The organism is Phycisphaerales bacterium, from assembly GCA_016716475.1.
Taxonomy (GTDB): domain Bacteria; phylum Planctomycetota; class Phycisphaerae; order UBA1845; family Fen-1342; genus JADJWG01.
The window spans coordinates 1290269-1311105 of record JADJWG010000002.1 but is presented as its reverse complement, the minus strand read 5'-3'; the positions used below and the strand labels follow the sequence as shown (position 1 = coordinate 1311105).

The 20837-nt window shown below is 64.2% G+C and carries 16 protein-coding genes, 1 tRNA gene and 1 pseudogene; 6 read left to right on the top strand and 12 right to left on the bottom strand.

Annotation, left to right across the window (positions count from 1 at the left end; translation table 11 throughout):
• The first annotated feature begins 115 nt into the window (after positions 1-115).
• From IPM18_13080 to IPM18_13070, 3 genes and pseudogenes are all read left to right on the top strand, one after another.
• The gene (locus IPM18_13080) at positions 116-1603 is read left to right on the top strand and encodes a UvrD-helicase domain-containing protein (protein ID MBK9120512.1); all 1488 of its coding nucleotides are present in this window, start codon (positions 116-118) and stop codon (positions 1601-1603) included.
• Positions 1527-1943 (top strand): annotated as a pseudogene (locus IPM18_13075) (ATP-binding domain-containing protein). The gene IPM18_13080 and the pseudogene IPM18_13075 overlap by 77 nt, the downstream one beginning before the upstream one ends.
• A 641-nt stretch (positions 1944-2584) precedes the next feature.
• Positions 2585-3838 carry a SpoIIE family protein phosphatase gene (locus IPM18_13070; protein MBK9120511.1) on the top strand — a complete coding sequence of 418 codons (1254 nt, stop codon included), beginning with the start codon at positions 2585-2587 and terminating at the stop codon, positions 3836-3838.
• An 80-nt stretch (positions 3839-3918) separates the two neighbouring features.
• Here IPM18_13070 and IPM18_13065 read toward each other — a convergent pair whose 3' ends face one another.
• The 7 genes from IPM18_13065 to IPM18_13035 all read right to left on the bottom strand — a co-directional run bounded on the left by IPM18_13065 (position 3919) and on the right by IPM18_13035 (position 12473).
• A complete protein-coding gene (locus tag IPM18_13065; GenBank protein MBK9120510.1) occupies positions 3919-5802 on the bottom strand; it encodes an aromatic amino acid lyase in 1884 nt (627 codons plus the stop codon).
• Complete coding sequence (gene hisS, locus IPM18_13060) at positions 5799-7247, bottom strand: histidine--tRNA ligase (protein ID MBK9120509.1); 1449 nt, start codon at positions 7245-7247, stop codon at positions 5799-5801. The genes IPM18_13065 and hisS overlap by 4 nt, the downstream gene beginning before the upstream one ends.
• 193 nt (positions 7248-7440) lie before the next feature.
• Positions 7441-9771 carry a hypothetical protein gene (locus IPM18_13055; protein ID MBK9120508.1) on the bottom strand — a complete coding sequence of 777 codons (2331 nt, stop codon included), beginning with the start codon at positions 9769-9771 and terminating at the stop codon, positions 7441-7443.
• 254 nt (positions 9772-10025) lie between these two features.
• Positions 10026-10484 (bottom strand): PEP-CTERM sorting domain-containing protein, encoded by a 459-nt coding sequence (locus IPM18_13050; protein ID MBK9120507.1) that lies wholly within the window; start codon positions 10482-10484, stop codon positions 10026-10028.
• The gene (locus IPM18_13045) at positions 10481-10768 is read right to left on the bottom strand and encodes a hypothetical protein (GenBank protein ID MBK9120506.1); all 288 of its coding nucleotides are present in this window, start codon (positions 10766-10768) and stop codon (positions 10481-10483) included. The genes IPM18_13050 and IPM18_13045 overlap by 4 nt, the downstream gene beginning before the upstream one ends.
• Before the next feature lie 287 nt (positions 10769-11055).
• The gene (locus IPM18_13040; GenBank protein MBK9120505.1) at positions 11056-11979 is read right to left on the bottom strand and encodes a prepilin-type N-terminal cleavage/methylation domain-containing protein; all 924 of its coding nucleotides are present in this window, start codon (positions 11977-11979) and stop codon (positions 11056-11058) included.
• 420 nt (positions 11980-12399) lie between these two features.
• Positions 12400-12473: transfer RNA gene (locus IPM18_13035), tRNA-His, on the bottom strand.
• A 153-nt stretch (positions 12474-12626) separates the two neighbouring features.
• Between IPM18_13035 and IPM18_13030 the strand changes: the two genes are divergently transcribed.
• From IPM18_13030 to IPM18_13020, 3 genes are all read left to right on the top strand, one after another.
• Positions 12627-13604, top strand: a complete 978-nt coding sequence (locus IPM18_13030; protein MBK9120504.1) for an aldo/keto reductase — start codon at positions 12627-12629, stop codon at positions 13602-13604.
• A 49-nt stretch (positions 13605-13653) separates the two neighbouring features.
• Positions 13654-14316, top strand: a complete 663-nt coding sequence (locus tag IPM18_13025) for a class I SAM-dependent methyltransferase (GenBank protein ID MBK9120503.1) — start codon at positions 13654-13656, stop codon at positions 14314-14316.
• A 305-nt stretch (positions 14317-14621) separates the two neighbouring features.
• Positions 14622-15212 carry a carbonic anhydrase gene (locus IPM18_13020; GenBank protein ID MBK9120502.1) on the top strand — a complete coding sequence of 197 codons (591 nt, stop codon included), beginning with the start codon at positions 14622-14624 and terminating at the stop codon, positions 15210-15212.
• A gap of 174 nt (positions 15213-15386) precedes the next feature.
• On the opposite strand, the gene IPM18_13015 is transcribed toward IPM18_13020, so the two are convergent.
• From IPM18_13015 to metF, 5 genes are all read right to left on the bottom strand, one after another.
• The gene (locus IPM18_13015; protein MBK9120501.1) at positions 15387-16178 is read right to left on the bottom strand and encodes a hypothetical protein; all 792 of its coding nucleotides are present in this window, start codon (positions 16176-16178) and stop codon (positions 15387-15389) included.
• Positions 16179-16257: 79 nt separating this feature from the next.
• Positions 16258-17337 carry an ATP-binding cassette domain-containing protein gene (locus tag IPM18_13010; protein ID MBK9120500.1) on the bottom strand — a complete coding sequence of 360 codons (1080 nt, stop codon included), beginning with the start codon at positions 17335-17337 and terminating at the stop codon, positions 16258-16260.
• A 388-nt stretch (positions 17338-17725) separates the two neighbouring features.
• A complete protein-coding gene (locus IPM18_13005; protein MBK9120499.1) occupies positions 17726-19195 on the bottom strand; it encodes a carboxypeptidase regulatory-like domain-containing protein in 1470 nt (489 codons plus the stop codon).
• 136 nt (positions 19196-19331) lie between these two features.
• Positions 19332-19718, bottom strand: a complete 387-nt coding sequence (locus IPM18_13000) for a VOC family protein (GenBank protein MBK9120498.1) — start codon at positions 19716-19718, stop codon at positions 19332-19334.
• 118 nt (positions 19719-19836) lie between these two features.
• Positions 19837-20733 carry a methylenetetrahydrofolate reductase [NAD(P)H] gene (gene metF, locus IPM18_12995; protein MBK9120497.1) on the bottom strand — a complete coding sequence of 299 codons (897 nt, stop codon included), beginning with the start codon at positions 20731-20733 and terminating at the stop codon, positions 19837-19839.
• Positions 20734-20837 lie beyond the last annotated feature (104 nt).

Here is a 20837-nt window from a genome sequence, read left to right as displayed (position 1 = left end):
CACCGTGCTCAAGCTCGAAGTGCGGACGGCTGTGTAAATGTTTGCCAGGAGCAGGTTGGGCCGGCGGCCGCGTGCCGGTTGGACGCCTCTCGCGCACGCGGGTATAGGAAGCGATATGCCCAGCCCCGGTCCGGACAGTCTGTTACACGACCTGAACGAGCCCCAGCGCGCTGCGGTGCAGCACCGCGACGGCCCACTGCTGGTCATTGCCGGTCCCGGCAGTGGCAAGACCCGGGTCATCACCCGCCGGGCGGCCTACCTTGTTCACAGCGGCGTTGCGGCGCGCCACATCCTGGCGATTACGTTCACGAACAAGGCCGCCGGCGAGATGCGCCGCCGCATCACGGAGCTCGGCGTGGACCGCGGCATGTGGGTGTACACGTTTCACGCCCTCGGTGTGCGCTTGCTGCGTGAGTTCGGCGCCTTAGCGAGTGTCGAGCCCGGCTTCACGATCTACGACGAACGTGACAGTTTGCGCGTGGTGAAGGAAGCGCTGGAGCTCGAAGGCGTCAGCGAAGCCGTGTTGCGCCCGGCCGATGCGCGCGAGAAGATCAGCACTGCCAAGAGCCGCCTGCGCACACCGGCCGAAGCGGAGGCCGCCAGCGAGTTCTTCGACCAGCAGGTGCTGGCACGCGTGTATGACGCGTATGAACAGCTTTTGCGGCAGCGCAATGCGGTCGACTTCGACGATCTGCTGATGCGCGTGGCGCTGGTGCTGCAGAAGCACGACGACTTGACGGAACGGCTTAACATCCGGTTCCAGTACCTGCTCATCGACGAGTACCAGGACACGAATTACGCCCAGTACATCATCGCGCGAGCACTGTCACGGCATCACGCGAACATCTGCGCCACCGGTGATCCGGATCAGAGCATCTATGCATGGCGCGGCGCGGACATTCGCAACATCCTCGAGTTCGAGCGGGACTTCCCCACCGCCCGCATCGTCCGACTGGAACAGAACTACCGCTCGACTGGCCGGATTCTGGGCGTCGCCGACCGGCTCATCGCCCGAAACGAGCGGCGCAAAGCCAAAGCGTTGTGGACCGACAACCCAACGGGCGAGGCCGTGCAGGTCTGGGAATTCGCCGACAGTCGCAGCGAGGCCGAGCGCATCGCTGCGACGATCGCCCAGGCCCGGGCGGGCGGCCGCCCCTGGGCGGACTTCGCCATTTTTTTCCGAGTGAACGCGGTTTCGCGCGGGCTGGAAGAGGCGTTGCGCCGGCAACGAATCCCTTACCGGATCGCGCGCGGGGTGGAGTTCTACAACCGGCAGGAAATCCGCGATGTGCTCGCGTATCTGCGGCTGCTGCTCAATCCGGCCGACGACGTGGCTCTGGAGCGCATCATCAACACCCCCGCGCGCGGCATCGGCAAGACGACGGTCGAGCGGCTTCGCACTTTCGCGAACGAAGCCGGGTGCACCCTGTTGGACGCCTGCCGCCGGACGAGCGAAATCCCGGCGCTCAAGACCGCGGCCGGCAAGGTGGCGCGGCTTTGTGGCGCTGCTGGACGAATTGCAACCCATGGTCGTCGAGCCAGTTTCGGAATCGGTGAGCGAGATTCTGCGACGTACTGGGCTCGAGGAACTATTCAAGCTTGAGCACGACTCCGGCGGCGAGGACCGGCTGGCCAACGTGCAGGAACTGGTAACGGCCGCTGTGAACTACGAGACCGACGCGGAGGAGCCGTCCCTCGAAGATTTCCTGCACCACGTGAGTTTGGTCAGTGACCAGGATGCGGTCGACGAGCAGGCCGGCTGCGTGATGCTGATGACGCTCCATGCGGCCAAGGGGCTTGAATTTCCGGTCGTATTCCTGGTCGGATTGGAACAGGGCATGCTGCCGCATGAGCGCGCGCTGAAGCTCGACGGCGATGTGGAAGAGGAGCGCCGGCTGTGCTTCGTAGGGCTCACACGGGCACGTGAGCTGCTGTACCTGACGCGTGTGCAGGAACGGCAAATCCGTGGGCGGTACACGCCGTTTCCGGCCTCCCAGTTCCTGCATGAGCTGGATGACGGGACACTGCGCTGGAAAAAACACAGTGACTTGCGCTTCGGTGGGCGCGGGTTGACGGCCGCAGATGGTTTCGTACCGCTCGTGGACGATTTACCGCCGGAAGAGGCCGCGGAGCTGGTGCCGCGGCGAAAGGGCTTCGCTGCACGCACGGCCGACGAACAGGAATCGCTGGCAGTGGAGCCGGATGCGGTTGAGCGCTTGAAGCGGCGCCCGCGGCTGCGGCGCGCGCCCGCGGCTGAGCCGGAGGCGGAGGGCGTGGCGCCCCCGGCGGATTCGCCGTATTTCGGGTGGGGTCCAGGGACGATCGTCGCGCACACGACCTATGGTGTCGGGCAGATCCGCTGGCTCCGGCCGGCGCCCGGCCAGACCCGCGCGTGCGTTCACTTCCCCGGCCACGGTGAGCGCACCTTCATTCTTGAGCTGACGCCGATCATACGGCTGGAGCGCGGCGGGGGGTGAGATCGCTGGGGTGTGCAGGTTACCGCCTGCCAACCGGGTTCCCGGCGTCCGAAAGCTGGGCCCGCTTCGCCTTGCCGCCTGTGCGCGGGCTGCGTACGCTACCCACCATGGGTGCTGTGTCCCCGAAAATCGCCGACCTGCAACGGTTGCTCGACATCTCCCGGCAGATGGGAGCGACCACCGACCTCACAGAACTGCTGGGCACGATCATCGAAGCGACTTGCGCGGTGCTGAATTGCGAGCGGGCCACGGTTTTCCTTTATGACCGGCCGAAAAACGAGCTCTACAGTCGCGTGGCGACAGGTGCGGAGTCGATTCGGTTCCCGGCGGACCGTGGTATCGCGGGAACCGCCGCCGGGCTGCGAACCGTGGTCAAAGTCATGGATGCGTACCAACACCCCCAGTTCAATCCGGAGATTGACCGCCAGACCGGCTTCCGGACGCGTAACCTGTTAACCTTCCCCCTGGAGAATACACACGGCGAGCTGATGGGCGTGTTGCAGGCGCTCAATAAACATGGCGGGCCATTTACGGTTGAGGATGAGGAGCTGGCCCGCGTGCTCAGCGCGCAAACAGGTGTGGCGATTCATCGCTACGCGCTGCTCGAGGAATATGCCCACAAGCAGCGGATGGCCCGTGACCTGGAACTCGCGCGGAAGATTCAGCAGCGCCTGTTTCCGAAAGGTAATCCGGTGCTGCCAGGTTACGAGATTGCGGGCTGGAACGCATCCGCCGACGAGACCGGCGGGGACTGCTACGACTTCATCCCGCTCGCCGACGGGCGACTCGCGGTTTTACTGGCGGATGCGACCGGGCACGGTATCGGGGCCGCACTGGTCATTGCCCAGTGCCGTTCCTTGATCCGCGCGTTGCTGGCCGTGACGACGAATCTGGCCGAGGTGGCCCGGCACGTGAACCGGATTCTGTGTGCGGACCTGATGGACGGGCGGTTCGTGACGGCCTTCGTGGGGATTCTGAACCCACACGCGCAGCGTTTGGATTATGTTTCGGCGGGGCAGGGGCCGCTGTTGTTCCAACGTGGGAGCGAGATCGAAGTGCGGCCAGCCGGCGGCTTTCCGTTCGCCGTGGTGGATGGGGCGGAGTTTGACGCGGAGTCGTTCGAGTTCGGGGCGGGTGATGCGGCGATCCTGCTGACGGACGGGTTCTACGAGACGAGCGCACCGGAGGGTGAGCAATTCGGAGAAGAGCGTGTAAGCGCGCTGTTGGGGGCGTGGCAAGCGGTGCCGTTGCAGGAGTTCATCGAAGGGTTGCACGGGGAGATCAACCGGTTCAGTGCAGGCGCGCCGCAGGCGGATGACCTGACGGCGGTGCTGATACGGCGGGAACCAGGCGGCAAGTGACCCCACGGGTTGCATGGGGGCATGGGGAATCGTACCGCCCAGCGGATGCGATAGGGACACAGGCGAGTAGGCCCCGCAGGTTACGTCACAGGTGAACGGTTGAGGGGGAGGATGGCGCGCAGCGGTGCGACGAGGTCCGCTTCCACCGCGCCGAGAAATCGTCCATCGTGCAGGATGCGCCGCACGGCGCGGATGTCGGGTTCGAGGACGCGATCGCGCAACATCGGTTCGGCGACTGCGCGAACGGCCAGGTAGGCCCCGCGCGTGCCCCGCCCCAGAAACGCGACGATCTCCCCCCGCTTGGCTGGCGCCGTCGCAAGTTCGAAGGCAACCTGCTCCTCGGTCGTCGTGCTCAGACTTCCGCGGGCGAAGCCGGGCTGGTCGTCGGCGGGCGTGTGGGGATTCGGGTCGCGCTTCATCCCGACGCGCCAATCAATCGCCTGCGCCGCGACGAGTAGTTCGATCGCCAACACGGCCTGCGTATTCCCCAGTACCGTGCGCAGCTTCCGCCCGGCGATCGTTGACATGGAGACGTGATCTTCGGTATTCGCCGAAGAAGGAATCGAATCGACCGACGCCGGGTGCGCGAGAACCTTGTTTTCGGAGACGACGCTCGCGGCCGTGTACTGCGCGATCATGTAGCCGGAATTCAGGCCACAGCGCGCGATCAGGTTGGATGGCAGGTTGCGATTGTGCCGCGCGTCCAGCAGCATCTGGGTTCGCCGTTCCGCAATATTCGCCAGCTCTGCTACGGCGATGGTCAGGAAGTCGGCCGCGAGTGCCAGCGGCTGACCGTGGAAGTTGCCGGCGGAGTAGGCGTGTAAATCGCCGAAACTGCCAGGACGGTTGGCGAAGAAGGTCTGCTTGTCCCACGGTTCGCCGGTGCCGGGAAAGAAGAGCGGGTTGTCGGTGGCGGCGTTACACTCGCGGGACACAATCATACGAGCGAAGGCGATGGCGTCGCGGGTGGCACCATGCACCTGGGGCGTACAGCGGACAGAGTAGCAGTCCTGCACATCGTCGGCGGCGTCAATCAGGCGGCTGCCGCCAATCAGGTCACGCAGGTTGGCGGCGCTGTCACACTGGCCGTCCAGTCCACGCGCGGCGTGCACGCGCGGATCAAGCGCCCGCGCCCGGCCGCAGATGGCCTCCAGGGTGAGCGCGGCGGCGGCGTCGGCGCTGTTCGCGAGGCGTTCGGCATCGAAGACGGCCAGGGCAAGCAGGGCGGCGGAGACGTTGGCGCCGTTGGTGAGTGCGAGTCCTTCCTTGAAGCTCGGGGTCGGCAGGATGTCATAACCAAGGTCCGCGGCGAGTTGCGTGGCCGCAGCACGCAGCTCGACGCCCGCGTAGGTTTTGTACTCGAGATCTTCAGGACCGCGAACGATGAAGTAGCGCCCCACACCCAGCAGGACGACGAACAGGTGCGCGAGCGGGCAGAGGTCGCCGCTGGCGCCGAGGGAGCCGCGGATCGGCACGAGCGGTACGATGCCGCGGTTGAGCATGCGGGCGACGCACTCGACGAGCGTGGGCCGCACACCGGAATGCCCCTTCAGAAACGCATTGAGGCGGAGGGCGAGTGTGGCGCGGACCACCTCGGCGGGAAAGTAGTTGATCGGATCGTTCGCGTCGTCGTTCTCACCCACCCCGACAGAGTGGCTGAGGAGAATGTTGCGTTGCATTTCCTCGAAGTGCTCGGGTTCGATGCGTGTGTGCTTGAACTCGCCGAAACCGGTCGTGACGCCGTAGACGCGCGGCAGCGGCTGTTGGTTGGCGAGCGCGAGCTGATAGGCGGCCACGATCTGTTCAATCTCCTCCCAGCCGCGGGCGACGGCGGCGAGGGCCTCGGGCGCACAAGTCACCGGCACCCGCGGATCGCGGGCAATACGGATGAGGTCGGGGAGGGTGAGCGATGCACCATCGAGGACGATGGGTCCGGGGACCGCGGGGCAAGTGGCGGTCGTCATGGCTGGCCCTCGATCTCGGCAAGCAGTTTCCTAACGGCGGGCACTAGCTCGGCACGCGGCACGTTGAACTGGCCCGGGCGCTCCGCGCGCCACTGGTCACGTGCGGCTACCTGGGCGGTGCGCTGCCGCCCGACCGACATGTCCTTGAGTTGAACCTCGCCGCGTGTGAACTCATCCGACCCATAGACGACCAGCACAGGCACTTCGTAACGGTCGCCGTACTGGATCTGCTTGCCAATGCGTTTCTGTGTGCCGAGATAGAGCTCCGTGCGGATACCGGCGCGACGCAGTTCGTAAGTCATCGCCAGGTAGCCATCGAGCAGTTCCTGATCGAAGACGGTGACCAGTACCTGGGCCGTCGACTTCGGGAGGTGTTGCGGTGGAATCCGTCCCAGTTCACGCAGGGCGATCAGCAGTCGATCCACGCCGACCGAGGTTCCGACCGCCGGGACCCGCTCGCCGAGGAAGCGCGTGACAAGGTCATCGTACCGCCCGCCGGAACAGATGGAGCCGAATTCCGGCAGGTCGAGTAGCTCCGTTTCGAAGACGGTGCCGGTGTAGTAGGCGAGTCCACGCGCGATGCTCACATCGTACTGCACGATGGCATCGTCGTAGCCGAGGCGTGTCAACCGGGCATCAATCCGTGCCAGCGGAGCGAGTTCGGCGGCCACCTCCGCCGAGTCGCCAAACAACGCGCCGAGCTGCGCGAGCACGCCGGCCCGTGCAGGGTCACGGACAGCGAGGAAACGCTCCAGTCGTGTGACCTGGTCGTCGGTGAAACCGAGCCCCTGAACGCGGCTGCCTGATTCATCCACGTACCCGGTGGTGAGCTCGCGGCGCACCTTCTCCGGGCCCAGCTTGTCCAGCTTGTCGAGCACGCGGAAGACCTCGTGGCTGCGATCGGAAGGGATACCGGTATAAGGCAATACGAGATTCAATACCCGGCGGCTCGATACGCGCACGCGGAATGAACCCGGTTCCAAGGCCCGCAGTGCGTCACACATCGCCGTGATCATCTCGACGTCCGCCGCTTCGGACTCCACGCCGACCGCGTCGATGTCGAACTGGAGAAACTCGCGGAAGCGGCCGCGCTTCTCGTAGGGGTTGTCGGAGCGCCACACGGGTGCGACCTGGTACCGGCGGAATGGCCGCGGGAGGTCCGGGTACTGTGCCACGACGCGTGCCAGTGCGACGGTCTGGTCGAAGCGCAGCCCCAACTCCTCGCCTTCCGGCCCCTGCACACGAAAGAGCTGCTTCTCGCTCTCAGCGCCGGTCGAGCCGGTGAGTACATCGTAGAACTCCAGCGCGGGAGTACCGAGCGGAACGTAACCGTAGAGTTCGTACACGCCGCGGATCGTGTCGATGATCCACTGACGCGCGTGCATGTCCTCGGGAAAGATGTCGCGAAGTCCCCGCATGAGCCGCGGCTCGACCAATCCACCCACGGTACACATCCTCCTGCACGCAGGCCGGCAGACTATCCACCCGGCCGAAGCGGCAATCGTAGCGGCGCGGGCGCGGGAAACGAATAGGGGCGGTGGGATCGCGCCGGGCCACCCCCCAACACGTCGGCCGCCCGGCACCGTGGCAGGTGTCGGACGGCCGGCGAAGATCCTGGTGTGCCAGGTGGCCGCAGAACTACGGACCCACCAGCAGGAACGTAAACAACTGGAAGTCGAGGGCGTTCACCACGCCATCAGGTGCCCCGTTCGGCGCGATGTCAAAGATCGCGCAACCGCCGGACAGCGGCGACTCACGGAAGCACAACTGGAGGCAGGCCACATCATACATGTCCACCGTGCCATCGCTATCGCAGTCGGCCGGAACCGGTGGCGGTGCCAGGCGCACCATCACGCTGTAGACCAGGTTGTTGGGATTGTCACACAGCGTGCCGTCGAGACTCAGCGGGATGACCGAGTCGGGGTTCACGAACGGCTCCGGCGGATTCGTCGCGAGCGAGCCGTTCGTCGTCAGGCGCAGCACGCTGCTCAGATTGGACGCGCTGAGGAACGCGAAATCGATCCGCAGCGCCTGTGACCCGCTGAATGCATCCTCGGTAGTGACGGCCGTGCGGTTCGGCGTCGCGGCGAGGCCGATACTGGTACCCGACACGCCCGGGAAGCTGAAACGGGCGTGCAGCGGCTGAATGATGTCGTCGCCCTGGGGAATGGTCTCCAGTGTGCCGTCCGGACCCGGAGCGACGATGATCTGGCCGGGGAACGTCGGGCTGCCGACCGGCACAACCTGGATGTCCGTAGCGGCTGCAACGGTATCGGCCATGCCGTTGCCGTTGAGGATGCGATCGATGATGTAGTCACCTGCGTCGTAGCTTTCGAAGTCGTCAACCAGGCAGATCAGGTTGCCGTCGCGATCCTTAACCGCCAAGTCGTCAAGGTAGACCGTGAAGGGCCCGACCGTCGGGTTCTGAGCATCGATGCGGAAATAGAGCCCCTCCCACACGCCGTTGGTGTGCTCGGGTGCCGGACGCAAATCGATCTCGCCGTTGCCGCTGAACTGCGCAACACCATACACCTCGTCGCAGGGGTCGAAGGTGATCTCGAACCACTCCGGGGACGGTACGAAGCGTGGGGGGGTCGGGACTCCGAAGCCCTGCTGAGTCTGCGAACCGATGAACTCGAGCGTGGAGGGCTGATCGGGGTCAAAGCCGGTGCCATCATCGCCACAGTTCAAGCCATTGTCATACTGAGCCGTCTCACGAATCGCCATCGCGATACGTAGCGGACCGTTGCCGGGCGAGACGATCGGCACCGCCACCGAATTGTCGCTGACGCTGCCACCGACCGTCTGACGCGCGACGATGCTGACACGCGGCGGCAGCGGCGTCGTCGGCACATCCACGATGGTGGCGCCCTGTGGCACGATACTGCCGACCACCTGCGCGCTGTCCAGCCGTACGATCTCGACCAGCGTGGCGGCTTCCTTCACGAACTGCACCGTGACGACTTCAGCCAGCGGTTGCGGGGCGACCGGGTTCGTGACGATGGCCGGCGGATCGAGAACCGGCGACACGAACTCGACATCGTCGATGCTCAGGTAAAACACTTTGGCATTCACGGCCCCATTGCCGGGATCATTCGTCAACACGAGATGATCCAGTGTGCCGCGATTGTTCGGCGTGGCTCCGAGGTCGCCGTCGCCCGTCAGGCCGAAAATGTTTTCTGAGGCCTGCAATGCTGCAAGATCGAATTCGTACAGGCGCATGACGCCGTCGGTTGGGATCTCGTACAGGCCGATGGGCGTGATTCGCAGGACATCATCACCCTGGGCCGTCGTTTGGAGGATTCCATCCGGACCGGGGCCAACGACCGGTTGGCCGGGAGTGGCCGGGCTGCCCACGGGGACAAGCTGAACGTCGTCGCTGTCTGGCGCGATGGTCGTGTCGCAGAGGCCGTTGGTGCCGGCGAAGATGAGCGGCAGGCGGCTCTCCAGAACCTGTTCCACGTCACCAGCCGTACCGCCATTGCCACCCAGGCGGACGCCTTGACCCGATTCGCGGAGGCCGATACCCAGGTGCAGCTTGCCGGTTGGAACTTGGGTCGCAAAGGTGTTGCTCGTGAATGCACGGGCCGCGAGCCGGAAGCGCACCTTGCCTTCAAGGTGGACGGCCGGATTGGGAATTTCGCGGGCATTGAAAGTGCTCAGACGGACCCACGAAGACGGGTCACCGGGATTCGTAAACCCCCAGAACACAGCCGCGGCGCGCGTGCCACTGCTCACGACGACAAACGGATCCAGCCCGGCAACCGAGATGTACGAACTGTTCCCGTCCGTGGGCGACAGGCCAGTCGTAGAGGTCGAATTCGCCGGATTGAGGAAGAGGATTTCCGTCTGGAAATCCCAGGCCGGGACCTCAAAGTTGGTGACGAGGGTAGTGAATTGCGCGGTTGCCGGCGCGGCCAGACATGCGGCCCCGCCCACGAGCAGCGCGCGACAAAGTCGGGTCAGCATCGTGAAACCTCCTGATAGCGAGCGTGGCTGGCCCAGCGGGCCAAGCGCGCGAAATCGAGTTGCGTCTGATTCTACTGCCACTACGGCCGGCCCGTTCAACCCGCCCGTCCTGCGGGCCTGGTCGGTGCATCCGGCTGTACAAAACAAGGGACCCCGCACTGCCCGGCGCGGCAGAGCGCGTCGCGGGCAGAGCGGAGTCCCAGGCGAAGTTCGGACGTCCCGCTTCCCCGCGCGGCGGGGTCAGCCCGTCGTCCTTAGCGACGGCGAATGAACGCGAGCGCGCCCAGTCCCAGCAGCAGCAGCGACGTTGGCTCGGGCACGCCCTTGATCCACATCGTCACCGTGCTGTCCCGATCGAAGTAGATCGTGGGATTCGGCAGGTTCGGTGTGTTGAAGGTCGTCAAGCGAACCCAGCGGCTCGGGTCGGCGTCCACAAAGCCATACTCCACCTTGTAAGAGGCGTTGCCGGTGTATGCCACCGTGTTGTCCACACCCGATACGCTGCCGGGCAGCACGTTTCCGGAGGTCGAACCGGAGAAGCTCGGCTCCTGGAAAATCACTTCCGCGCCGTCCGCATACCCTTCGAACGAACCGAAGTTCACGGTAGTCGGCGGGACCACGGGGCTCGGACGGTACGAGTTGGCGATGTCATCCATCCAGAGCGTGAACGGCCCGGCACCGCCCGTGCTCCGAATCCGCAGGTGCTCAATCACCCCGGCGGATCCTTCGAGAATGCCGTTCGCCGTTGCGCCGCAAACGCGGTCAGCGTCGCTGTAGGAAGGTGCCACGAGAACTGCTGCCAAGTGCCGTCCAGGTAAAGTGTCTGGCCGTCGAGATTGACGAACTCGATGCCACCAGCGGTGCCACCATTCTCGCCGATGCCGGCGGCGGTGCCGGTCTCGCGGATTGCGAGTGAAATTTGCAGCGAAGGGATGTCCGCGACCGCGATCGTCGCGCACACGGCCACCGCTGCCAGACTACCGAGGAAAGACTTCATTTCCGTGCCTCCTTCTTCTCTTGCGAATTGCCGGCCTGCCGACAGCCCAACCGTTCCACGGTGGCTGCCACGCAGTGCCCACTTCTGACCTTGTCACGACATCAAAATTGGCTCATACGGACGCCGATACACACAGGACCAGGAAGGGAATGTGGTGCTGAATTGCAACTTTCACGGGACCGTCGAGACCCCGTTCATTTTCCCTTCTCCACGCCTCACTCTACCTCACTCGATCGCCGAATGCAAGCGTGCGCGTGCACGCAGTGATGAACCACATTGCCGGCCGCCTAGGGCGGGGTTGGCTGGTTGGCCGGGAATTTCTGCGCCCATTCGTCGATCCCGACGAACGTCGCCGCGTGCCCGTCGAAGTAAACCAGGTTCGTACCGCGGTTATTACGGTGGTACGGAGTCCGCGGCAGCGGGTTGTGCGACATATTTGCTGAAGTGGTCGGGTTCGACGTCAGGAGTTGCCAGGTGCCGAGCATTCGGTCGGCGAACTGGCCGGGAGCGATGAAAGTCCGGCGGAAGTCCCACCAGGCATCCCCAACTGCCCACTCCTCGGCAGACCGCCGCACCGCATCCAACTTCTTCGGCGGCTGCGCCGTACCGTTCGGATTGGCGTTATAAGCGTTGACCCAGCCCTCCCATGTCACGCCGATGTTGGTCCAGCCAAAGTAGAAACGCGGTTCGGTATTGTTCCAGGAATTGACCAGGTAGTTGTAGGGCCGGCTCCAACTCGGATTCTGATTCACGTTCGGCAGGAAATTGGAATCGGTGTTCTTCTGCTTCGCCGTTGGGCACGTTCCTACGAGGTCGACGTACTTCAGGAGATCATCCGGGCCACTCGCCATCACGGGTGCGAGGCGCGCCAAAAGGAACCATGGTCGCTCGGTATTGGGGTTCATGACGGGGAAGCCATCGACGGTCGTTTCGCCCGGAATGGCCGAGCCCGTATTGCGGTAAATGGGAGGATGCAGCGGGCCGGGCAATACGCCACGTTGATCCTGAGCATACATCGTGATGCCTTGGCCGATAGAACGCAGGTTGGCCAGGCATTTCACGGAACGGGTCTGTTCACGCGCGGCGGCCATGCTGGGCAACAGGATCGAGATGAGGAGTGCGATGATGGCGACCACGACGAGCAACTCGATCAGCGTGAAGCCGCAAACGGTTTGGACGCGCGGGCAACGTGAAGAAGCAGCACTGGGCATGATGGTTCCTCGCAATCTGTGGCGCTGCGCAGGCGAAGAAGTGAGCTTGGTGATGCCAATCGAACGACCCATTGCGAAGCATCACCGCAGACCACACATTTCGTGAGTCTGCACACGCACTGCGGCGGCGCTCCGAAGAGCAGGATTATATATCCATCTGTTATCATGCCCGGAAATGAATCGGTAGGCAAGGGAATTAGGCAGGTTTTCCCGACCCGAGCGGGTTTTTCTGCTGCGCCATTCGGCGCACTTACTCCTTAAACCCGACGGTCGAGGACAGGAGATAACTGAACGGTTTCAGTGTACCCTCGGCTGGTCCGCAGGTAGCGGTGACGTTCAACAAATGCTCGCTGCGCGGCCGTCTTCAACCAATGGCGGTTGGCAGGCGATCGCGGCTAGCGCAAATAGAAAGGGGGAAATTGCCGGCGCCGCGATTCGAACGCGGGACCTCTTGATCCACAGTCAAGCGCTCTCGCCAACTGAGCTACACCGGCGCGCTTGGGCGCCGCAACGCCCACTTACGGGTAGATGGGGCAGTTTAGATTCGGCATGGGCGCCTGTCAAATCGGCCTACCTTGGCGACCATGGCCGGAAGTAACTATGCTGGTTCTGTTGATCGCGACCGTCAAGAGATTGCGGAGGTAACCGTGCAATACGTGCCATTGGGCTCTCGCGGCCCGCAGGTATCCGCAGTGGGATTCGGGGCCTGGGCGATCGGTGGCAGCCACTGGGGCCCGACGGATGACGCAGTCTCCAAGGCAGCCCTGCACGCCGCCCTCGATGCCGGCGTGACCTTCCTCGACACGGCGGATACGTATGGTTTCGGGCATTCCGAAGAACTGATTGCCGCGGTTCTGGCGGAGCGCGGTGGGCCGGCGTTGACGGTCGCGACCAAGGGCGGGAACGATTTTTATTTTGCGGCCCAGGACCACGACACCGGTTACGGACCCATCCGGCAGAATTACGCGAAGGACTACCTGCTGTTCGCGGCCGAGCAGAGCTTGCAGCGACTGCGAGTGGACACCCTCGACCTGTACCAGTTGCACAGCCCCGATCTGGAGCACCTGGAGCGCGACGAACCCTGGGACGCGCTTGCCACACTGCGACGCCAAGGCAAGGTGCGTTACACGGGGCTGAGTGTGCAGTCGTTCAAAGAAACGGAGCAGGCGACCGTGCTCGATGCACATCATGCCGAGCTGGATGTCCTGCAAGTGCGGTATAACCTGCTGGAGCGTGCGGCCGAGGAGGTGCTGCTCCCCAAGGCCCGGCAGTACGGCCTCGGAATCATCGTGCGCATTCCGTTGCTGTTCGGCCTGCTCACCGGCAAGTTCACGCGCGCCACGCGCTTCGGACCGGACGATCATCGCGGCATGAACCTGTCACCTGACAAGCTGGAAAGCTATCTATTTCGGCTCGAAGCGCTGCAGCCGCTGTTTGCTCGCTATCCCACGCAGACCCAATCCCAGGTAGCACTGCGTTTCTGCCTGACGCATGCGGCCTGCCACACGGTGATTCCGGGGGCGAAGACCGCGGTACAGGTAGCCGACAATGTGGTGGCCGCAGACCTCGGGCCGCTGACGGCCGACGACTTGGCGTTGCTCGCGGAGCTGGATCCGGCGCCCTAAGATCGGATCGGTGTCGGAGCCGGACCCTCCGCGCAGGGAAGGAGTCGCCGTGTCGAGTCGAACGCTGCAACTGGCGGGTGAACTGCACGAGTACCTTGTGACGGCTACGCTGCGTGAACCGGAGCTGCTACGGCAACTGCGGGAGGAGACGGCGCGGCTGCCGAATGCCGAAATGCAGATTTCGCCTGAGCAGGGGCAATTCATGGCGCTCCTGATCGAGACCATTGGTGCGCGTCGGGCGCTCGAAGTCGGCACATTCACGGGCTACAGCGCACTATGCGTGGCGCGGGCGCTGCCACCGGATGGGCGCCTGCTCTGCTGTGATGTGTCGGAGGAGTGGACCGCGATCGCACGGCGCTACTGGGCGGCGGCTGGTGTGGCTGAACGGATAGAATTGCGTCTCGCTCCGGCGCTGGAGACGCTGGACGCGCTCCTGGCGGGCGGTGCGACCGAGACATTTGATTTTGCCTTCCTGGATGCGGATAAGGTTGGCTACGACGCCTATTACGAACGGGCTCTGCGCCTGCTGCGACCGGGTGGCCTGGTCGCCATCGACAACGCTTTGTCGGACGGCCGGGTCGTGGCGCCGGAAGCCGCGGGGGACAACGTGCGTGCCATTGATGCACTCAACCGGAAGATTCGCGCGGACGAGCGCGTCTCGTGCAGTTTGGTGCCGATTGGCGACGGGCTGATGCTGGCGCGCAAGCGGTGACACGAGGTCCGTGCCCCGGCCGGCTTGACTGGCCGCGGCACCCGCCTAACATCTGCATGGCGTGAGTCCACGCGGCCACGCCTCGTAAGAGGTATGAGAGCTCGCATGTGCGTAGGTCAGATGCAATTCGCCTGTGAACCTCGCGGCAGCAGCACCGTTTGTTGCCGTCACACCGCGTGTTCGTGCTGTTGCGGCTGTTAGAGCCCGGCTCCAGCGTGACCCGTTTCGCTTCCCTCTGAACAATTCTTCGTTTTGAACCCCGCATCGGTTGCGGATTTCGTGAATCCATGCACAGGAGTATCGTGATGGTGCATCAGCAGATCGACCTGGAGTATGCCGAGCAGGAGGCCTGGGCCCTGCGGCGTCAGAAGGGGATACCCAACAATCGCCGGTTGTGGGTATTGGCGTGCATGGACGAACGTCTGCCCATTGAGCAGGCGCTGGGCATCCGTGAAGGGGACGCCCACGTCTTCCGCAATGCCGGTGGTCTCGTCACGGATGATGCCATTCGTTCGGCAATGTTGACGACGCAATTCTTCGGCACTCGAGAGATCATCGTGGTTAACCATACCGAATGCGGCATGATGACGGCTACGGGTGATGCGCTTGCGACGGCTTTACGTGAACGCGGCATCGACCCCGACGCGGTCCAGCTTGACCCCGGGCTGCCGGAGCTGAAGCTCGAAAAAGGCGGCTTCGGCAAGTGGATCAAAACCTTTCGCGATGTCGATGCGGTAAGCATCGAGCAGGTGCGGCTCTTGCGCGCCTCCCCCCTGATTCCGAAGGAGGTGACGATTCACAGCTACGTCTGGGAGGTTGAGAATCGCCGTCTGCGGCCGCCGAGCAGGCGGCTGAGTGAGCAGGTGAATACATCGCAGCAGATGGGACGCGGGTAAGCGGTGGGGGCGCCCGTGCGCGACAGGGTCCCGCTGGCGTACCGATCTGGCCCGCCCCACGAATTGGAGAGGACGCAGCGCGTGCCACGCAGTTGCGATTTGCGCAACGCGTGGTGCGCGCACCGGGGGAACAATCGCATGTGTGGTGCCCATCTCCCCCACAGCCGCGAAGGGTTAGGCGCCCAACGGTTTCGCAGCCCAGTCCCCGCGAGCCCCGAGGGCGGGCGCGATCGAGTGCGCGATGACCTCGCGCGCTGTGGCACCAAAGTGGCCGCCCGTATGACCGCGCCAGAGCAAGTCCGGGGTCCAGCCGATTGACCGCACGACGTCGCGCCCCGCGCCGCGCGGGCCGACCATGCCGATCGCGGGGGTGTGTCGGCGGTCGCACGTACCCAGCAGCGTGGTTCCCAGGCCCAACAGCAGCCAGTCTCCGAAGGACCATGTGATCGCCAATCGGGACCGTACCGCCGCTGCAGCGGGTCGCAGGTCACGCCATGGTGAAAACGCGCCTTGCACGATGATGGCGCTGTCGACCCGCACGTCGGGCGGCAACAGTTCAAGCGCACGCAGGGCGACGAATCCGCCAGCCGAGTAGCCGATGACGTGTAACGCGCGGTGCGGCGCGCCGTGCCGCTGTGCGGCCAGGTAAGCGGCCAAGCGTCGCGCCTCGCGTTCGAGCAGGCCGCGGTCACCGATCAGGGGTACCAGCAGGCACGCGCGCCAGGTGGCATGAAAACGCCAGTAGAGGAAGCGGCCCCGGAAGCCGGCCTGCCGCACGCCGAGGGCGGTTGTGCGGCGCCCCCAGCACACTCCGGCAAAGCGGGTGGACTCGACGAAGACGAGGATGCCGGCTTCATCGGGACCTTCCTCGGCGACGGTAGGTCCGAAGTGCTCAAACGTACTCCAAGCGGCGTGTGCCACGACGCCTGCGCAAAAGATCGCCAGTAAGATCAATTCGGGAGACATGCTTCCTGACTCTAGGGGCTGGCAGTCGGGAAGTAAATGCCTGCGCGTTCTTAACCGCGTTATCAAGGCCAGGAATGAATCAGATCGTAGTCGGGTACGCCTGCCGGCCATGCCAAATGGAAGCCGCGGTCTGCTCCATGTAGTGACAAGCCACTTCGTGGCCGGGAGACAGCAGTCGCAGTTCCGGCCGTTCGCTTCTACAGCGTTCCTCCGCCATCGGGCAGCGCGGGTGGAACACACAGCCGACGGGTGGGTTCAGTGGGCTGGGGGGCTCGCCGTGGAGCAGCGGTAACGCGGAACGCGGCTGCGACAGTGTCCGGCCCGCCGTTTGGACGTGCAGAGCGATGGTCGGCGCGGCGTGCAGTAGGGCCTGGGTGTAGGGGTGGCGCGGACCGAGAAAGAGCGCCTCGGTAGCGGCATGCTCGACAATACGGCCGAGGTACATTACCGCGACGGTGTGACTCAGACGGCGCACGACGGCGAGATCGTGCGCGATGAACAGGTAACAGAGGCCAAGCTCGTCCTGGAGGTCGACAAGCAGGTTGAGGATCTGGGCCTGGATCGAGACATCGAGCGCGGACACGGGTTCATCGCAGACGATCAGCCGCGGATTCAGGGCCAGCGCTCGGGCGATGCCGATGCGCTGCCGCTGCCCGCCGGAGAATTCGTGCGGGTAGCGTGTGAGCGCATCTGCTGGCAGGCCGACGCGCAGCAGCAGTTCGACGACACGGTCGCGCCGCTGCGGCGCGGTCCGTGCGAGTCCGTGGACACCTAGTGCTTCACCGACGAGCGTCTCGATGGACAGGCGCGGATTGAGACTGCCGACCGGGTCCTGGAAGATCATCTGCATGTCGCGGCGCAGCTGCCGTAACGCTCGGGGGCGTAGGGCGTACACATCGCGACCGTCAAACTGCACGCGCCCGCTCGTCGCGGGAATCAAGCGGAGAATTGAGCGCGCCAAGGTCGACTTGCCGCAGCCGCTTTCGCCGACGACGCCCAGGGTACGACCCGCGGCGATCTCGAGACTCACCCCATCTACCGCCTTCAGGATTCCGGCAGGTTCCCAGAGCCGGCGACGGCGCGGCCGAAACCAGGTGCGCAGATCCTCCACACGTAGCAGCGGAGCGGATGCAACCGAGGATGGGGCGTTCGACACCATGCGGGGCATCATGCCGGCGCTTCAGGCCGTGAGCAAGCGCGCCGGGTGGAGCGCCGTGTTGGCACGCGGCATCACTTCCGGGCACCGTTCGAGTGATTCGATCCGGTGCTGTCACGTGCGGATTTCCTTCTCCCGATGGTGATGCTTACGCCGAAAGTGCTGCACGTCACGATCGACACCACGAAACCACTGGTCGAATGGGCTGGCATCCGCTTCGTACTTCCCCGAACACCAAGAGCGCCGGTGCCGCGGCCGGGCGAAGGCATCCCCAGACCCATTGGATTTTGATGGGGGCCAGGCCGCCGTGACAGGAAAGTGATAAGCCGTGCCCCCACCGGAAGTGGGGGTGGGAACACGGCGTGTCACGGTACTCCCGAAGAACTGCGGCCTACAACGGAATCAAAACGGCCTCGGCCGTATCGAGTTCCTCGAACTCCGCGTCTTCCGGCAGCCACTCATCACTCTGGCTCGGATTGTTCTCTCCTGGTGGGATGTTCGTTCGGCTCAACACGAAGTTCTGCATGGTCACTTCGCCCCCGACGATCACAACCTCGGCCTGTGCCGTGGACCATCCGAGCTTGCTGGCGACGGCGTTCCATGTCCCGGGCGGCAGGTTCTGTAGGTGGTAGATTCCATGTTGGTTAGTCATTGCGTGCCCGAGAATCGCGCCGTTTGACACAACGGCCACCCGCACACCGGGCAGCGGCGGCGGGACGTTTGTCGGAGTTGCTCCGTGCCCGAAAACGCGGCCCGTCAGAACGCCCGCGCTCGCCTGCGGAACGGTGCGCAGAAAGAAATTCCGCACCACATCCTGTCCTGGGGGCATCAATAGGGGTTCGGTGTGGGTCTGGTAGCCATCGAGCGAGACGCGCACGAGGTAAGGGCCGGGCAGCAGGACATCGAACGCATACGTCCCGTCGTTGGCCGACGAGACTTCGTAGGCCGGGGTGGAAGCGTTGTCGCGGAAGAGCTGCACCAGGGCGCCGCCCAGTGGCGTTGGGGGCGTGTTCGTTGACTGCAAAAGACTGAATACCCGACCGCTCAGTGAACTGGGCTGTGGCTCGATCTTGAAGAGCACGATGTCATGACGGATTCTTGCGTTAGGTGGCAGCATCAGGAGTTCGTCATAAGGATGAAAACCCGGGGCCTGCGCATGCAACAGGTACTCGCCAGGCGGAACGTTCACGAAGAAGTATGTACCGTCACCTCCGCTGCGTGAACGGGCGACCACTTCACCCTCGTCGTCGAGCAGTTGCACGAGCACACCGGCCAGTGGCCGGGTCTGGGCATCGGTGCCGGGAATCGTGCCCAGGACGCGGCCGTCGAGCGTGGCCGACCCGGGGACCGGTCGGTAGGTCTGGATGAGCACGTTCGCGTCCGGAGGCAGGCATCCTTTCGGCACTGTGACAAGGTGGAAGGGATTACTGAAAGCCGGCAACATGCTCGGCCGCCGGTCTTCCAGAATGCCGATGCGAACCCACGTCCCGACGCGTTCGAGTGATGTAATGGCGATATTCGCAGAGCCGGTGGTCGGCTGGGGGCCAAGGATAGCCGCGATCACCACCTCACGCCCGAAGTCGATGTCAGGGAGCGGCGGGCGGGGCTCGACAAAGCGCGTGTGCGAGGCCCAGAACTGGGCCCAGGCCGGCTGGCTGCGAAGGATCAGCGTGCCACCTTCGGGCTGGTCGCCGAGACCGAACCCACTGAGATCCCCCTTCGCGATGGTGAAAGGTGCGCATGGTGTGGGCCCGATGTTGGGTGGCCCGCCATTCTCCGGTTTCGGGTCTCGTCCCTGGGCAAATGCGAGTGCTGTACCAAGGAGTATGACTGTGGCTGGGGCAACAAAACACGCACGCATGTTGTACCTCCTCTTGGCCGTACGGGTCGGTTCTCCTATCCGGTCTCGTTACAAGCCCAAACGCATCTCCCCCCCGATTATTCGCGACTCCCAGGAAACCAGCCACAACATCGCAGGAATGCAACCTGACTGCGCCTTATTGCTGATACAGCGCTACGACGGCACCTGTGGGGTCGGCGATCACAGCGAAGCGACCCATGTTGGGAATCGGGGTGATCGGGACCCGGACCTGGCCGCCGAGCTTGGTCACACGCGCGACCGTCGCATCGAGATCTTCTACCGCGATGTAGGCGAGCCAATTCGCGGGTACCCCCTCGAACTGGGGACCCGTCATCGCCAGCATTCCGGCGGCCCCCTGGGGTGCGGTCGGCGCCGTGAACATCGTGTAGGTGGTGCCGCCCATGTTGGCTTCCAGCGTGCCCCAGCCGAGTAGTTCGCAGTAGAACCGCTGGGCGGTAGCCGGATCGCGTGTCATGAGTTCGTGCCAACAGAAGAGCGGCATCGGGGACTGTGTATCTGCCATGGCTCTCACCTCTTCATGTAACCGCTTTCGGAAATCATTCCGGCCCGAAAAGCGGAGCGCAATGCGTCCCGGGTCCACCCACGGCAGGCCATACGTGACGCTCTCCGTTGTAAGGCGATCAACTTCCCGCGGGCTCACGCGCCGGCGGGTAGACGGTCTGAAGTGCCGTAAGAATCGTGCGCGTCGCCGGGGACTTGTTCAGCGTGTAGAAGTGAATCCCCGGAGCGCCGCGCTGCAGCAGCTCCACACACTGGGCCGTGGCATGGGCAACGCCCAGCGAAAGCACGGCGTGGTGGTCGTCCTGCAGGTTACGCAATTCACTCAGGAGCGGTTCCGGAATGGATGTGCCACACATATCGGTGAAGCGTTCCACCTGCCGGAAGTTCGTGATGGGCATGATGCCCGGGATGATTGGGACGCCGATTCCGGCTGCGCGGGCCTTGCCGACGAAGTCGAAGTATTTCTGGTTGTCGAAGAAGAGTTGCGTAATGAGGAACTCGATGCCGGCCGCGATCTTCCGCTTGAGGTGCAGGAGATCGGCTTCGAGGTTGGGCGATTCGGGGTGGACCTCGGGGTAGCAGGCCCCACCGAGGCAGAAGCTGAAGTACCGCCGGGCGAACTCGGCGAGTTCGCTGGCGTAGTTGAAGCCCTCGGGATGGGGCTTGAATTTGTCGTCGCCCTTGGGTGGATCACCGCGGAGGGCCAGAACGTTCTCGACGCCGGACTCGTCGAGGCATTCGAGCACGCTGAGCACCTGGCTGCGCGAAGTTCCGACACAGGTCAGGTGGGCCATGGCTTCGAGACCGTAATCTTTGCGAATGTGTGTGACGAGCTCCAGCGTGCGCTGACGGGTACTGCCGCCGGCGCCGTATGTGACAGAGATGTAGGTCGGTTTCAGATCGCGCAGACCGGCGATGGTGGCGCGCAAATCCGAGAGCCCCTGGTCGTCCTTCGGAGGGAAGAACTCGAACGAGAAGCTGGGCTTGCCCGTCGTCAGCAATTCACGAATGCGCATGAAACCCTTCACCTATCGAATCGAACAGTGTGTATCCGCGTCGGCCACGCGCTGCCCGCCCGGCCAGTGGCGCAGCGACTCCTGCTTCATACCGGGCGCCGCCG